Source organism: Brachybacterium phenoliresistens (assembly GCF_000576425.1).
In the GTDB taxonomy this organism is placed as follows: domain Bacteria; phylum Actinomycetota; class Actinomycetes; order Actinomycetales; family Dermabacteraceae; genus Brachybacterium; species Brachybacterium phenoliresistens.
Genome location: NZ_KK069999.1, coordinates 127592 through 143308 on the forward strand (window position 1 = coordinate 127592; position 15717 = coordinate 143308).

The following is a 15717-nucleotide window of genomic DNA, read 5'->3' on the forward strand; positions in this document are numbered from 1 at the left end:
TCCGGCGCGGGCCGGGTCGGTGCGGTGACGGCTGGGTCGGGCGGGGCGGATGGGTGGATCGCGGCGGGCCGGGCGGGGCGATCGCCCCGGTGGGGGGGGGTCAGACGCCGGCGGCGGCTGCGGCGGCGAGGAGGGTGCGGGCGCCGCGCTCGATGCCCTCGATGCGGCCGAAGGCGGCGTCCTCGTGCTCGATGTTCACGTGCAGGTCCGGGTCCACCGCGGCGAGCGCCGCGAGGAATCGGGCCCAGTAGTCCACGTCGTGCCCCTCGCCGAGGGCGACGAAGCGCCAGGCCGGGTCTGCCGGCCAGCTCGCGCAGAAATGGCCGATGCCGGTGGGCACGCGGGCGGCCGGGTCCTCGGGGACGGGCCCGAAGGCGGTGTCCAGCACGCCCCGCACGGCGGCGCCCGGCAGCACGGCGGTGTCCTTGGCGTGGACGTGGCGGATGTGCCCTCCCAGGCGCTCGATGCAGGCGACCGGGTCCATCTGCTGCCAGAACAGGTGCGAGGGGTCGAGGTTCACGCCGATGTGTGTGGGCTCGACCTCCGCGAGGAAGCGCTCGAATGTCAGCGGGGAGAAGACGAGGTTGCGCGGGTGCATCTCGAGGCACACCTGCACGTCCCGCGCGCGGGCGAGGGCGTCGATCTCCTTCCAGAAGGGCACGGCGACCGACCACTGGTACGCGAGGACCTCGAGATCGATCCCGTTCCACGGGTTCACGACCCACGAGGGGTACCGCGCCCCGGGGTCCGAGCCGGGGGTGCCGGACATGGCGACCACCTCGCGCACGCCCAGCAGGCCGGCGAGCTCGATGGTGCGGCGCAGGGACTCGGCGTGGCCGAGGCCCTCGGTGGGCAGCGCGGACAGCGGGTTGCCGGAGGCGGTGAGCCCGGTCAGCTCCATCCCGCGGTCGGCGAAGATCCGCAGGTAGTCGCGGCGGGCGCGGTCGCTGGTGAGCAGCAGGTCCACGGGGGCGTGCGGCGAGGGGATGAAGCCGCCGGTGTTGACCTCCGCGCCGGTCAGGCCGACTCCGGCGAGGACGTCGAGGGCCTCCTCGAGCGTGCGGTCCTGCAGGCAGGCGGTGTAGGCGCCGTAGGTGAGGGACATGGTGTCTCCTGGGATCAAAGGGGACTGGGGCCGACGGGGCGGGGGCCGATGGGGCGGGGCCGATGGGGCGGGGCGATCAGGCCACGTCGATCGCGGCGCCGCCGGCGGCGGCGGAGCGGGCGACGGCGTCGAGGATGCGCATCTCGCGGTAGCCGTCGGCGAAGCTCGCGCAGGGCGGCAGGGCGCCCTCGGTGATGCCGGCGACCTGCTGGAGGAAGGCGTGGGCCTGGTAGGTGAACTGCTCGATCTGGTTCAGGCCCACCCCGGCGAAGGCCATGGAGGAGCCGTTCGCGAAGTAGGGGAAGCCCGGGTTCGCGAGGACCTGGCGGAAGCCGCCCAGACCCGCGGGGCTGGAGGCGTCGGCCAGCTGGATCTCGCCGGCGCGGGCCAGGTCCCAGGAGGCGCTGCCGCGGGTGCCGCTGACGCCGATCTCCATCTGGTTGGGGCGGCCGAAGGCGACCCGCGAGCAGGAGAAGGTGCCGGCCGCCCCGGAGGCGAAATGGGCGGTGAAGGTGGCGACGTCGTCGTTCTCGACCGGCTCGGTCGGGTCCTCGGCGCTCGCGGTGACGCCGCGGCCGCCGGCGACGGCGGCGCCCGCCACGGGGCGCTCGGGGATCGTCGTCACGAGCACGGCGCCGGAGACGGAGGCGATGGGCCCGCCGATGAGCTCGGCGGTGTCCACCAGGTGGCTGCCGATGTCGCCCAGGGCGCCGGTGCCCATCGGCCCCTTGTACCGCCAGGCGATGGGGACCAGCGGGTCCGCCCCGTAGTCGCAGTGGTAGCGGGCGTCGAGGTGGCTGATGGTGCCGAGCGCGCCGTCGGCGACGAGCCGGGCGAGCTGCGCGACGGAGGGATTGCGGCGGAAGGTGAAGCCGGTGGCCAGGACCAGCTCGGGGTGCGCGGCCTCGACCTCGGCCATGGCGGCCGCGTCCTCGAGGGTGCCCGCCAGCGGCTTCTCGCACAGCACGTGCTTGCCGGCCTCGGCCAGGGCGACCGCGATCTCGCGGTGCAGGGCGTTGCCGACCACGATGGAGACGACGTCGATCGTGGGGTCCTCGGCGACGGCGCGCCAGTCCCCCACGGCCTTCTCGTAGCCGTAGCGGGCGGCGGCGTCCTCCGCGAAGGGCAGGTGCGCATCGGCGATCGCGGCCAGGCGCACGGGCGGCAGGCCCAGGTCGTAGACGGTGCCGGCCTGGCGCCAGGCGTTGGCGTGGGTGCGGCCGGCCATGCCGGCGCCGATCACGGCGACGGAGATGGGGGATGCGGTCATGAGGGGCGTCCTCTCGGTGCGGAACGGCGATGTGCGGACGGAGCGGGCGGCCCCGGATCGGGGCCCTGTCGGGGCGGAGGGTCGGCCGGATCGGCCGGAGGGTCGGCCGGCCGGAGGTCAGGACCGGCCGGAGGGGAGGACCTGCCGGAGGGCCGGACAGGACGATCCGGGATGGGGCGAGGCGAGGGCGGGGCCGCTCCGGACGGGAGGGAGCCGGGGTCACCGCCGCGGGCCTGAGGCGACAATGCCTTCCCAATTGTCCGGTCATGCGGGCCCCGGATGCCTCCAGAAGCCTGCCTGGCGGGCTCTGTCGAGGACGTTAGCACGTGCTATCGCCGCGATGGAAGGGTCCGCAGGCACATCATCGGAGATTTCTTGTCCAGACAAAGTGTTGACAAGTGGGGGCGGCGCTCGGCATGCTGGGATCCGACGCACTCACCGCCGAGGCGACCTCGCTCTCGGCGCCGACCCACTCCCGGAGGCAGCATTGAGCGAGCACAGCGGCTCCAGCGGGCGCACCGGCACGGATGCCCCTCGCACCGTCCGACTCACCGTCGGCCAGGCCCTCGTCCGGTTCCTCGGCGCACAGTACAGCGAGCGCGATGGCCAGCGCCATCGGCTGATCGCGGGCACCTTCGGCATCTTCGGCCACGGCAACGTGGCCGGCCTCGGCCAGGCCCTGCTGCAGAACCAGCTCGAGCCCGCCGCCGGGGACGGCGGCGACGACGAGGCGCACATGCCCTACTACCAGGCGCGCAACGAGCAGAACATGGTGCACACGGCCGTCGCCTACGCCCGGACCCGCAACCGCCTGCAGACGATGACCTGCACCGCCTCCATCGGCCCCGGCTCGACCAACATGGTCACCGGAGCGGCGCTCGCGACCATCGACCGCATCCCCGTCCTCATCCTGCCCAGCGACGTCTTCGCCAACCGCGCGGTGGACCCGGTCCTCCAGCAGCTCGAGGACGAGCGCGCCATGGACGTCACCGTCAACGACGCCTTCCGCCCCGTCTCGCGCTACTTCGACCGCATCTGGCGGCCCGAGCAGCTGATCCCCAGCGCCCTGGCGGCGATGCGGGTCCTCACCGACCCCGCCGAGACCGGCGCCGTCACCCTGTGCCTGCCCCAGGACGTGCAGGCCGAGGCCCACGACTGGCCGCTCGAGTTCTTCCGCGAGCGCACCTGGCACGTGGGCCGGCCCATCCCCGAGCCCGCCGCCCTCGAGCGGGCGGTCGAGGTCATCCGCTCCGCACGGCGCCCCGTCGTCATCGCCGGCGGCGGCGTCATCTACTCCGAGGCGAGCGCGGCCCTGCAGGCCTTCGCCGAGGCCACGGGGATCCCCGTGCTGGACACCCAGGCCGGCAAGGGCGCCCTGCGCGACGACCACGAGCTGTGCATCGGCGGCGTGGGCGCGACCGGCAACGACGCCGCCAACGAGCTGGCCGCGACGGCCGACGTGGTGATCGGCGTCGGCACCCGCTACACGGACTTCACCACCGCCTCGCACACCGCCTTCCGCGAGCCCGACGTCCGCTTCGTGAACCTCAACGTGAAGTCCTTCGACGCCGCCAAGCACTCCGCGCAGATGCTGGTGGCCGATGCCCGCGCCGGCCTCGAGGCCCTCACCGGGGCGCTCGCGGGCTGGCAGGCCCCCGCGCAGCAGCGCGAGCGGGCCGCGGCGCTGCGCGCGGACTGGGACGCGCTGGTCGCCCCCTGCTTCGCCCCGCACGACCAGGAGCTGCCCGCGCAGACGGAGATCTTCGGCGCCCTGAACGAGATGATGGGTGATGAGGACATCGTCATCAACGCCGCCGGCTCCATGCCCGGGGACCTGCAGGCCCTGTGGCGCGCGAAGTCCCCGCTGCAGTACCACCTCGAGTACGGCTACTCGTGCATGGGCTACGAGCTGCCCGCCTCCCTCGGCGCGAAGATGGCCGCCCCGGACAGCGAGGTCGTCGCCATCATCGGCGACGGCACCTTCCAGATGGCCCCGCAGGAGATCGCGACCATCGTCGCCGAGGACGTCAAGGTCATCCTCGTGATCCTCCAGAACCACGGCTGGTCCTCCATCGGCGCCCTCTCGGAGTCCCACGGCTCGCAGCGCTTCGGCACGAAGTACCGGATGCGCTCGAAGGAGTCCGGCCAGCTCGACGGCCCCAAGCTGCCGATGGACATCGCCGCGAACATCCGCAGCTACGGCATCGAGGTGCAGGAGGTCTCCTCCACCGAGGACTTCCGCGGCGCCTACCGCCGGGCGGAGGCCTCCGCGCAGGCCACCGCGATCGTCGTGAACACGAACCTCTACGGCCCGAACCCGCCCGGCACCGGCTGGTGGGACGTGCCCGTCTCCCAGGTCTCGCGCCTGGAGTCCACGCAGCAGGCCTCCGCGGTGTACGAGGCCGCCAAGGCCCCGCAGCGCCACTACCTCTGAGCTCACCCGACCGCCCCGACCAAGGAGCACCCATGTACGACGTCACGCACTGGATCGCCGGACGCCCCGAGGAGGGCACCGGCGCCACCCAGCCGATCCTGGACCCCGCCACCGGCGACCAGGTCGGCACCCTGCACCTGGGCGACGCCGCCACCGTCGACCGGGCCGTCGAGATCGGCCGCGCCGCCCAGCGCGACTGGGCGCAGGTCTCGCTGTCCAAGCGCACCCAGATCCTCTACCGCATGCGCCAGCTCATGCTGGAGAACGTCGAGGAGATCGCCCGGGCGATCACCCGCGAGCACGGCAAGACCATCGGCGACGCCAAGGGCGAGATCGCCCGCGGCCTGGAGACCCTCGAGTTCGCCACCTCCATCACTCAGGACCTCAAGGGCGGCTTCTCCGAGAACGTCTCCACCGGGGTCGATGCGCACACCATGCGCCAGCCGCTCGGCGTGGTCGCCGGCATCACCCCGTTCAACTTCCCCGCCATGGTGCCCTTCTGGATGCATCCTGTCGCGATCGCGACCGGCAACGCCTTCATCCTCAAGCCCTCCGAGCGCGACCCCTCCGCCTCGAACATCGTCGCCCGCCTCTACCAGGAGGCCGGCCTGCCCGACGGCGTCTTCCAGGTGGTCCACGGCGGCAAGGAGACCGTCGACGCCCTGTGCGAGCACCCCGGCATCTCCGCCGTGTCCTTCGTGGGCTCGACCCCGATCGCGCAGCACGTGCACCGGGTGGCATCGGCCGCGGGCAAGCGGGTCCAGGCCCTCGGCGGCGCCAACAACCATGCCGTGGTCATGCCGGATGCGAACATCGAGTTCGCCGCCGGCCAGATCGCCTCGGGCGCCTTCGGCTCCGCCGGCGAGCGCTGCATGGCCGTGCCGGTCGCCGTGACCGTCGGCGATGCCCACGAGCCCTTCCTCGCCGCCATCCGCGCCGAGGCGGAGAAGATCGTCGTCGGCCCGGGCGAGGACCCGAGCACCGACATGCCCCCGGTGATCACGAAGGACGCCCGCGACCGGGTGATCCGGATGACCGACGAGGCCGAGCAGGCCGGCGGCACCATCGTCGTCGACGGGCGGGGCCTGGTGGTGGAGGGCCACGAGAACGGCAACTTCGTGGGCCCGACGGTCATCACCGACCTCGACCGCGGCCACAGCACCTACACCGACGAGGTGTTCGGCCCGCTGCTGGTGGTCATGCACGTGAACAACTTCGACGAGGCCCTCGAGCTGGTCAACTCCTCCCCCTTCGGCAACGGCACCGCGATCTTCACGGCCTCGGGCCACTACGCGCGCCGCTACCAGGAGGAGGTCCAGGTGGGCATGATCGGCATCAACGTGCCGATCCCGACGCCGGTGGGCTACTACTCCTTCGGCGGCTGGAAGGACTCGCTGTTCGGCGAGCACCACGCCCACGGCCCGGAGGCGGTCTCCTTCTACACCCGCCAGAAGGCGATCACCACCCGCTGGCCCCATCAGGACGAGCACCTCGAGTCCTCGATGAGCTTCCCCACCCACGACTGACCCGGCCGGCACACCCGCCCCTCTCGAAAGGCCTTCCCGCCGTGACCGCACAGACCCCCGCCTCCGCCGACCTCTCGCGCAACCCCGAGGCGCCGTTCGACAAGCTCACCATCGGCGTGTGCCCCGACCAGTGGGGCGTGTGGTTCCCCGAGGACGAGAAGCAGATCCCCTGGCGCACCGCCCTGGCGGAGATGGCCCAGGCCGGGTTCTCCGTGATGGAGACCGGGCCGTGGGGCTACTTCCCCAAGGATGCGAAGGAGCTGCGCTCCGTCATGGACGAGCACGGCTTCCGCGTCGTCGCCGGCACCGGCTGGGGCATCCTGCACAAGGAGGAGGCCTGGGCCGAGACCGAGCGCACCTTCCGCGCGATCGCGGAGACGCACGCGGCCGTCGGCGCGGAGTACATGGTGCACCTGCCGCCGATGTACCGCGACGAGAAGACCTGGCAGTTCACCGACGACCGCGAGCTGACCGGCGAGGCGTGGCGGCGCTACGTCGAGAACGCCAACGAGCTGGGGCGGATCATGAAGGAGGACTACGGGCTGACGATGGTGCTGCACCCGCACGGCGACAGCCACATCGAGACCCCGGAGGAGATCGCCCGCGTCTTCGCGGCGACCGATCCGGAGCTCGTGTCGTTCTGCCTGGACACGGGGCACATCGTCTACGGCGGCGGCGATCCGATCTCGATGATCGACGAGTACCCCGAGCGGATCGGCTACGTGCACATCAAGGCCTTCGACCCGGACATCACCCGGGAGGCCCACGAGAAGGACTGGCCCTTCGGGGAGGCCGTCGCCAAGGGCGCCTCGGTGCGCCCGCCGGCGGGGCTGCCGGACATGCGCGACCTCGTCGCCAGGCTCGCGGCGATGGACAAGGAGCTGTACGTCATCTGCGAGCAGGACCTGTACCCGTGCGACCCGGGCCTGCCCCTGCCCAACGCGATCGCCACCCGCGAGTTCCTGGCCGACTGCGGCCTGGGCGTGCGATGACCGGCCCCGGCCCGAAGGAGACCCCGTCATGGTGAAGGTCCTGCTGGATCCGAGCATGTACCACCCGCACCTCAGCGTCGCCGGCGAGCTGCACAAGGCGGCCGAGCTCGGCTACCGCTACCTGGAGCTGTCCCCGCGCGCCGACTTCCACGAGTGGCACCACTACCCCAAGGTCGACCGCCACCAGATCGCCGAGGTCACGGCCGCCATGGCCGCGACCGGCGTGAAGATCTGGTCATTCAACCCGGTCTTCGACTGGGCGAACCCGGACGAGCAGGAGCGCCAGGCGCAGGTGCGCAACTGGCGGCGCCTGCTGCAGATCGCCGACGCCCTCGAGGTGCCGCTGATCGCCACCGAGTTCTCCGGCGACCCGAACCGGCCCCGCCAGAGCGAGGCGCAGTTCTACCGCTCGATCGAGGAGCTCATCCCCGATTTCGAGAAGTACGGGCTGGAGTGCACCATCGAGGCGCACCCCTACGACTTCGTCGAGGACAACGACCGGGCCGTGCAGATCGTGCGCGGGGTGGACCGCGACTGGCTGAACTACGAGTTCTGCTTCCCGCACGCCTTCCACCTGGGCCGCGGCGCCCGCGACGTGGGCGAGATGATGGACTACGCCGGCGAGCGCCTGCGCCACCTGCACGTGGCCGATGTCTTCGACCACACCGCCAACGTCGGCAACCGCTACATCGTCAACCCGCCCGGGGTCGATGCGCGCGTGCACCAGCACAACGAGATCGGCAACGGCGAGATCGACTGGGACCGCGCCTTCAGCTACCTGCGCGATCGCGGCTACGACGGCACTGTGTCGGTGTGCGTGTTCGGCTGGGAGGAGGACGCCGACGCCATCCTTCGCCGGATGCGCGAGCGGATCCTCGCCGAGCTCGGCGGGGAGTGAGCCCGATGCGGGAGATCGGCATCGGCGTGGTGAGCCTCGGCTGGATGGGGCGCCTGCACTCCACGAGCTACCAGCGCATCGCCGCGCGCTTCCCGGAGCTGGGGCTGCGGCCGCGGCTGGTCGTCGCCGCGGACCCGGTCCCGGCGAACCAAGAGGCCGCCCGCGAGCAGTTCGGCTTCGCGCGCGCGGTCGCCTCGATCGAGGAGGTCCTCGCCGATCCCGAGGTCGAGGCCGTGTCGATCTGCTCCCCCAACTTCCTGCACCGCGACTTCGCCGTCGCGGCGGCGCAGGCCGGGAAGCCGTTCTGGATCGAGAAGCCGATGGGCGTCAGCGCCGCGCAGTCCCGGGAGATCCGCGCGGCCGCGCAGGATGCCCGGGTCGCCACGGCCGTCGGCTTCAACTACCGTCACGCCCCGGCGGTCGCGCATCTGCGCGCCCTGGTCGCCTCCGGCCGCCTGGGCCGGATCACGAACATGCGCTGCTGGCTGATGGCGGACTACGCCTCCTCCCCCGACGGCGCGCTGACCTGGCGCTACGACCGGGAGAAGGCGGGCAGCGGCGTGATCGGCGACCTCCTGTCCCATGGCGCGGACCTCGTCGCCCATGTGACGGGGCAGCGGATCACCGAGGTCAGCGCCCGCACGGACGTGTTCATCCCCGAGCGGCCGATCCCCACCTCCGTGGGCGTGGGCCACGGCGGCATCGAGGTCGGCTCCGCGCGCGGCCCGGTCGCCAACGAGGACTGGGTGGCGGCGCTGGCCACGCTCTCCGGCGGCGCGCATGCGACGCTCGAGTCCTCGCGGGTGGCGCGCGGGCACCGCAGCGACTACGCGATCGAGGTGTACGGCACGGAGGGCTCGGCGCGCTGGTCCTTCACCCGCATGAACGAGTTCGAGGTGATGCTCGGCGAGGGCGGCGCCGAGCACGGCTACACGACGGTGTTCGCCGGCGGCGACCACGGCGAGTACTCCCGCTTCCAGCCGGGCCCCGGCATCCCCCTGAGCTTCGACGACCTCAAGACCATCGAGGCCGCCCGGTTCCTGGCCGATGTCGCCACCGGGTCCCGCACGGCGCCCAACGCCTCCGACGGCCTGGCCGCCGCGGAGGTCTGCGACGCCATCGTCCGCTCCGCCGCCTCCCGGGCGTGGACGGACGTGCCGGAGGTCGAGGGGACGACGATCGGGTTCTGACCGGCACGCGCCGGGATCCGCCATCGGATCACCATCTGATGGACACCTGTCGCTCACGCGGATGTCGATGGGGAGCGGGACGGTGTGCCCGTCCGCTTCATCCCCTCCTCCTCAGGGATCGACCATGACCCAGACCTCCGCGCCGCCGGTGCGCACCGACCTCCCCCGCTCCGACCGCTCGTGGCACCTGTTCTTCGGCCTGCTGCTGGCCGTGGCGACGATCGTGTTCACGCTGTGGTCCCTCGACTACATCGGCGACGGGGCCAGCCGGGTGATCCTGCTGGTCGCCATCGCCTTCGGCCTGTTCATGGCCTTCAACATCGGCGGCAACGACGTCGCGAACTCCTTCGGCACCAGCGTGGGCGCCGGGACGCTCTCGCTCAAGCAGGCCCTCGTCGTCGCCGCCGTCTTCGAGGTCAGCGGCGCCGTGCTGGCCGGCGGCGAGGTCACCGACACCGTCCGCAGCGGGATCGTGGATCTGGAGGCGATCTCCCTGGAGCCGATGGACTTCGCCTTCATCATGATGTCCGCGCTGCTGGGCGCGGCCGTCTGGCTGCTGGTGGCCACCCGCATGGGCTGGCCCGTCTCGACCACCCACTCGATCATCGGCGGCATCGTCGGCGCGGCGCTCACCCTGGGGCTGAGCACCGGCGCCGGCGGCTGGGACATGGTCCAGTGGGGCGGCATCGGCCAGATCGCCGTCTCCTGGGTGCTCTCCCCCGTGCTCGGCGGCGCGGTCGCCTGGGTGCTGTTCGGCGCGATCAAGCGCCACATCCTCGTCTACAACGAGGAGGCCGACCAGAAGCTGCGCGAGATCAAGCAGGAGCGGATCGCCCACCGCACCCGCCACCGCCAGGCCTTCGAGCGCCTGGACGAGATCCAGCAGATCTCGTACACGAACGCGATGGCCCAGGACGCGGTCACCGCGACCCGCCCCGACTTCGACCCCGAGGAGCTCGAGTCCGACTACTACCGCGAGCTGCGGGCGATCGACGAGAAGGCGGAGAACCTCGACGCCCACCGCGCCCTGCAGACCTGGGTGCCGCTGCTGGCGGCCGGCGGCTCGATCGTCATCTCCTCGATGCTGCTGTTCAAGGGCCTGAAGAACCTGCACCTGAACATCGACTCGGCCGGGAACTTCCTCATCATGGGCATGGTCGGCGCGGCCGTGTGGATGGCCGTGTTCATCTTCGCCAAGACCCTGCGCAACCAGAACCTGTCCCGCTCGACGTACCTGCTGTTCAGCTGGATGCAGGTGTTCACGGCCTCGGCCTTCGCCTTCAGCCACGGATCCAACGACATCGCCAACGCGGTGGGCCCGTTCGCGGCGGTCTTCGACGTGCTGCACACCGGCGCGATCAACGGCGAGGCACCGGTCCCGGCGGCGCTGATGCTGGTCAGCGGCGTCGGCCTGGTGGCGGGGCTGTGGTTCATCGGCCGCAGGGTCATCACGACCGTCGGCACCGGCCTGACGTCGATGCATCCCGCCTCCGGCTTCGCGGCGGAGCTCTCCGCGGCGGGCGTCGTGATGGCCGCCTCGGTGCTGGGACTGCCGGTCTCCAGCACGCACATCCTCATCGGCGCCGTGCTCGGCGTGGGCATCGTGAACCGGGCCGCGAACTGGAGCCTCATGCGTCCGATCGCCCTGGCCTGGGTGATCACCCTCCCGGCGGCCGCCGCCATCGGCGCCGTGAGCGTGCTCGTGCTGCGCTGGCTGTTCTGACCGGCGCCCCCGGTCCGGCGGAGCCGAGGATCCCGGCGGAGCCTAGGATCGAGGGATCCCCCACCGGCGAAGGAGATCCCGTGTCCGATGCGCACCCCGGCCCCACCGGCCCCGACCCGCGACCGGCCCCGCCGGCCCCGTCCTCCCCGGGCGGCGCCGGCGGGGCCGCCGTCTCCCCCGTGGACCGCGAGGCCGTCCTCTCCGTCGCGGCGATCCTGCCGCACTGGCTGGCCACGGTGTCGGCGGTGCGCCGCCTCACCGGCGTGCAGGCGGCGATCTGGCACGACGGCGAGCTGGTCTGCGAGGTCGCGGTCGGCACGGCCGATGGGACCACCGGGGCGCAGCTGGCGACCACCCACCGCCTGCGGATCGCCTCCCACTCCAAGAGGTTCACGGCGCTCGCGGTGATGCACCTGGCGGAGCAGGGCGCGCTGCGCCTGGACGACACGCTCGGCGAGCGCGTCGCCGAGCTCGCCGGCTCCCCCGTCGCCTCGCTGACCCTGCACGACCTGCTCTCCCACTCCGCGGGCCTGACCCGCGACGGGGCCGATGCCTCCTGGTGGAACCTCGAGCGTCCCTTCCCCGATCGCGAGGCCCTGCTGGAGATCGCCCGGACGAGCGCCGTGGTGCTCGAGCCGGGGCTGCACCTGCAGTACTCGAACATCGGCTACGGCCTGCTGGGCCTCGTGATCGAGGACACCGCGGGCGCGCCCTTCGACGAGGCCGTCCGCGCCCTGGTGCTGGACCCGGCGGGCGCCGGGGACATCGGCCCCGATCTCCCGCCCGATGCGCCCGGACCGGAGGACCCGCACGGCTTCGCGCTGGGCCACACCTCGCCGCTGCACGGGGAGCGCCGCGCCGTCGAGCAGGTCCCCACCGGGGCGCTCGCCGCCGCGACCGGCTTCTGGGCCACCGCCGGCGCGATCGCGACCTTCGCCGGCAGGGCGCTGACCGGCGACGCGGTCGTCTCCGAGGCGGGGCTGCGGCGCATGCGCCGCCGCGTGTGGACGGTCGCCGACGGCGCCGGCTACGGGCTGGGCCTCCAGGAGGCGATCATCCACGGGCTCTCGGCGATCGGCCACTCGGGCGGCTTCCCGACGGGGCTCACGCGCACCTGGGCGGTGCCCGCCTCGCACCTGGCGGTCTCCGTGCTGGGCACCTCGATCGATGCCCTGTCCTCCGATCTCGCCGCCGGGGTGCTGGGGCTGCTGGCGCTGGCCTCGGGCTCCGCGGCGGCGAAGGCCGCCGCCCACGAGCGGTCCGGGGCGCTGGGCGGCGGCTCCGACGGCCGTCGCCGCCCGGAGCCGCTGGCCGAGCAGGACGAGGTCACCATCGGCGGCGCGCCGGTCCCCGCCGCGCAGCTCGCCGGCATCGTCGCGGGCTCCTACGACTCGCTGTGGGGCCGCACCCGGCTGGCCGTGCTGGGCGGCCGGCTGTTCGCCCTGGACGAGGACGCGCTCGACCCCGCGGAGACCGCCCTCGAGCTGCGGATCGGCGCCGTGGTCGACGGGCCCTCGGACGCCGGGCCGGCGCACCCCGTGCTGCTCGAGCTGCCGGCCTGGGGCGACTCCGGCTACGGCGCCTGGGCGGAGCCGCTGCGCGTGCGCCTGGTGCCGGGGCCCGAAGGGCTGCGGCCGGCGTCGCTGTGGATCACCGGCCAGACCCTGCTGCCCGCCGGCGACGTCGACCTCCCCGAGCGCATCCGCGCCCCGCGCTGACCCGCGCCGGGCACGGCGCGCCGACCGATCAGGTGCTGCGCACCCGCAGCCGCGGGGCCAGGCGCACGTGCCCGGAGCCGGCCCGGCCGGGGTCCGCATCGGCCTCGAGCAGGGCCAGAGCATGCCGGGCCAGCTCCCGGGGACGCTGGTCGATGGTGCTGAGGCCGATGATCGGCTCCCGGGCGGCAGGGATGTCGTCGTAGCCGACCAGGCCCACGAAGCGGTCGCGCGCCAGGAGCGTCAGCAGACCGATGGCGAGCCGGTCGTTGTGCACGCCGACGGCGTCGACGCCGTCGGCGATCAGCCCCGCGACCATCGCCTCGATCTGCGCGGGGGTGGTCGCCTCGGACAGCGCCGCCGTCCGCACGGGGACCCCGTGGCGGGCGGCGCTGGCCAGGAACTCCTCGCGCCGCACCGCGGCGGCGGAATCCGCGGAGGGGCTGCCGGCCGGGCCCAGGTGCGCCAGGTGGGTGCCGCCGCGTTCCAGCAGGTGGCCGACGGCGAGCTCCGCCCCGGCGGCCTCGTCCGTGCTCACGCTGCCGACGCCCGCCGCGGAGACCTCGTGCCCGATCACCGCGACCGGGGCGCCGCGGGCCAGGCGCGCCAGCTCCGCATCCGAGGATCGGGGGCTGACCAGCACCAGGGCATCGGCGCGGCCGGCCAGGAAGGCCTCGGCAGCATCCTGCTCAGCGGCCGCCCCACGGGCGAAGGCCGCCTCGGCGCCCGCGCCGCCGCGCCGATCGGAGAGCGCGTCGCCGAAGCCGAGGGCGATGAGGACCCGCCGGCCGGTGGCCGCGGCGGCCTCCCGCAGCGCCTCCGCGAGCTCCCCGTAGAAGGGGTTGCGCAGGTCGGGGACGACCACGCCGATGGTGTCGGTGCGGCGCGAGGCGAGATGCGCGGCGGTGACCTGCGGGCGGTATCCCAGCTCGTCGATGGCCTGCTGCACGGCCTCGCGGCGCTCGGGGCTCACGCTGTCGCTGCCGCGCACCACCAGCGAGACCAGCGCCCGGGAGACGCCCGCGCGGCGGGCGACGTCGAGCTGCGTGGGGCGGGAGCGGGTCACCGGGCCATTCTAGGGACGCGCCGCCCCTGCCCTTCGCGGGCGCGGCCCCGTAGCGTGGCCCCATGCCCTGCGCCTCCCCGCTCCTCGTCGCCGGCCGGCCGCTCCCCCGGGATCTCGCCCGGAACGTCGACCGGGCCCGCGCGCGCCGGGATGAGCTGACCCGCCGCGGCGCATCGGCCGTCCCGGGCCCAGACGGCCGCGGCGAGGAGCAGCTCCTGGCCTGGGCCGAGGCCCTGCCCGCGCACGTGGAGCGGATCGCCGCGGCGTGGTCCCTGCAGCTGGGGGCGCCGCTCGAGCCGGGCGGGACCTCCGCCTGGGTCGCCGAGGTGCGCGACGCCGCCGGCTCCGATCTGCTGCTCAAGGTCGGCTGGGCGCACGACGAGGCCCGCGACGAGGCCGCCGGGATGGCGGCCTGGCAGGGGCGCGGCGCCGCCGGCGTGCTGCGCCACGAACGGGTCGGCGACTGCTCCGCGCTGCTCATGGAGCGGGTGCGGCCCGGGCGCACCCTCGCCTCCCAGCTGCCCGACGCCGAGCGGGACGCCGTGATCGGCGCGCTGCTGCGCCGGCTGTGGATCCCCGCGCCGGCCGAGGCGGGGTTCCGCCCCCTGGCGCAGATGTGCGCGTGGTGGGCCGACGAGGCGGAGGACCGCGCGCGGACCGAGCTGCCGGCCGATGTCGTCGACCACGGACTGGGCCTGTTCCGCACGCTGCCGCGGGACTGGGACGGGGAGCCGGTGCTCCTGGCGACCGACCTGCACCACCACAACGTGCTCTCGCGGCGCGAGCAGCCGGGCACGGACCTGGCGGACTGGGCGCTCATCGATCCCAAGCCCTACGTCGGCGACCCGCACTACGACGTGCTGCAGCAGATGCTCAACGGCGCCGACCGCGTGCTGGCGGACCCGCTCGGCGCCTGCGCGCGGATGGCCGCGCAGACCGGCCTGGACCCCCGCCGCGTGCGCGCCTGGCTGTTCGCGCGCTGCGTGCAGGAGACGGGCAGCGGATTCGCGCAGGCCCCGGCGATCGCCCGGGCGCTGGCCGGCTCGCTCTGAGCACGCCGGGCGGCCGAGGCACGGGCCCGCCCCCCTCGGCCGCGGAGCAGGTGCTCAGGCGCCGAGCATCGCCCGCAGCGCCGGGACCAGGCCCTCGACCGTCACGGGGACCTGCGGTCGCACGAAGGTCTCCGGCGTGACGAGGAAGCACTGGTGGACCAGGGGGCGGTCCCCCGTCACGGTGACCCGGGTGCCGTTCAGGGCATAGCCGCAGGCCCGCGAGACGCCGAAGGACGGGTCGTTGCCGAGCACCGCCTCGGACTCGGCGCGCTGGGCGTCGAGGTGGTCGAAGGCGAGGGCAAGCACCATCTGCCGCATGAGCTTCCCGTAGCCCTGTCCCTGCGCGTCGCGGGTCAGCCACGAGCCGGAGGTGACGGTGCGCCGCCGCGGGAAGTCGACGGCCACCACGTCCTGGGTGCCGATCAGCTGGTCCCGCGCCCAGATGCCGAAGGTGAGGTTCCATCTCTCGGGAGCGGCCACGGCGCGCTGGGTCCACTGGAACTGCAGGGCGCCGCGCACCCGGTCCTCCGGGTCGACGGCGTACCAGCGGAAGACGTGGTCGGCGGCCTCGTCGGCGAAGATCGGCCGGCGCAGCAGCGCGGCGTACTCGGGCAGGTCCGCATCGCGCAGCAGGCGCAGGGTGAGGTCCCCCGCGTGCAGCGTGAGTCCGAGCGGCGGGTACAGGGTCTCGAGCGTGTCCGGCATGTCAGGAGGGTACGGGCGGCGCGGCGTCCCCGCCAGCGCTT

Annotated in this window: 12 protein-coding genes; 8 read left to right on the top strand and 4 right to left on the bottom strand. The window is 73.6% G+C overall.

Annotation, left to right across the window (positions count from 1 at the left end):
* Positions 1 to 100 precede the first annotated feature (100 nt).
* Entirely contained in the window at positions 101 to 1105 is a 1005-nt protein-coding gene (locus BF93_RS14050) for a sugar phosphate isomerase/epimerase family protein (RefSeq protein WP_038373472.1), read from the bottom strand.
* A gap of 76 nt (positions 1106 to 1181) precedes the next feature.
* Complete coding sequence (locus tag BF93_RS14055; RefSeq protein WP_038373473.1) at positions 1182 to 2375, bottom strand: Gfo/Idh/MocA family protein; 1194 nt, start codon at positions 2373 to 2375, stop codon at positions 1182 to 1184.
* Positions 2376 to 2862: 487 nt separating this feature from the next.
* Between BF93_RS14055 and iolD the strand changes: the two genes are divergently transcribed.
* From iolD to BF93_RS14090, 7 genes are all read left to right on the top strand, one after another.
* Positions 2863 to 4809, top strand: a complete 1947-nt coding sequence (gene iolD / locus BF93_RS14060) for a 3D-(3,5/4)-trihydroxycyclohexane-1,2-dione acylhydrolase (decyclizing) (protein WP_038373474.1) — start codon at positions 2863 to 2865, stop codon at positions 4807 to 4809.
* A gap of 32 nt (positions 4810 to 4841) precedes the next feature.
* Positions 4842 to 6335: a CoA-acylating methylmalonate-semialdehyde dehydrogenase gene (locus tag BF93_RS14065; protein ID WP_038373476.1), complete on the top strand. Its 1494-nt coding sequence runs from the start codon at positions 4842 to 4844 to the stop codon at positions 6333 to 6335.
* A gap of 41 nt (positions 6336 to 6376) precedes the next feature.
* Positions 6377 to 7327: a TIM barrel protein gene (locus BF93_RS14070; RefSeq protein WP_038373477.1), complete on the top strand. Its 951-nt coding sequence runs from the start codon at positions 6377 to 6379 to the stop codon at positions 7325 to 7327.
* 28 nt (positions 7328 to 7355) lie between these two features.
* Positions 7356 to 8225 (top strand): sugar phosphate isomerase/epimerase family protein, encoded by an 870-nt coding sequence (locus BF93_RS14075; protein WP_038373479.1) that lies wholly within the window; start codon positions 7356 to 7358, stop codon positions 8223 to 8225.
* Positions 8226 to 8230: 5 nt separating this feature from the next.
* Positions 8231 to 9415: a Gfo/Idh/MocA family protein gene (locus BF93_RS14080; RefSeq protein WP_084148566.1), complete on the top strand. Its 1185-nt coding sequence runs from the start codon at positions 8231 to 8233 to the stop codon at positions 9413 to 9415.
* Positions 9416 to 9539: 124 nt separating this feature from the next.
* Positions 9540 to 11138, top strand: coding sequence for an inorganic phosphate transporter (locus BF93_RS14085; protein WP_038373481.1), 1599 nt, complete (start codon positions 9540 to 9542; stop codon positions 11136 to 11138).
* 80 nt (positions 11139 to 11218) lie between these two features.
* On the top strand, positions 11219 to 12856 hold the full coding sequence (locus BF93_RS14090; RefSeq protein ID WP_051486979.1) for a serine hydrolase domain-containing protein: 1638 nt from the start codon (positions 11219 to 11221) through the stop codon (positions 12854 to 12856).
* A 28-nt stretch (positions 12857 to 12884) separates the two neighbouring features.
* Here BF93_RS14090 and BF93_RS14095 read toward each other — a convergent pair whose 3' ends face one another.
* Positions 12885 to 13919 carry a LacI family DNA-binding transcriptional regulator gene (locus BF93_RS14095; RefSeq protein WP_038373482.1) on the bottom strand — a complete coding sequence of 345 codons (1035 nt, stop codon included), beginning with the start codon at positions 13917 to 13919 and terminating at the stop codon, positions 12885 to 12887.
* A gap of 62 nt (positions 13920 to 13981) precedes the next feature.
* On the opposite strand from BF93_RS14095, the gene BF93_RS14100 reads away from it, so the two are divergent.
* On the top strand, positions 13982 to 14971 hold the full coding sequence (locus BF93_RS14100) for an aminoglycoside phosphotransferase family protein (RefSeq protein ID WP_051486980.1): 990 nt from the start codon (positions 13982 to 13984) through the stop codon (positions 14969 to 14971).
* 54 nt (positions 14972 to 15025) lie between these two features.
* On the opposite strand, the gene BF93_RS14105 is transcribed toward BF93_RS14100, so the two are convergent.
* Positions 15026 to 15676 carry a GNAT family N-acetyltransferase gene (locus BF93_RS14105; RefSeq protein ID WP_038373483.1) on the bottom strand — a complete coding sequence of 217 codons (651 nt, stop codon included), beginning with the start codon at positions 15674 to 15676 and terminating at the stop codon, positions 15026 to 15028.
* Between the last annotated feature and the right edge of the window lie 41 nt (positions 15677 to 15717).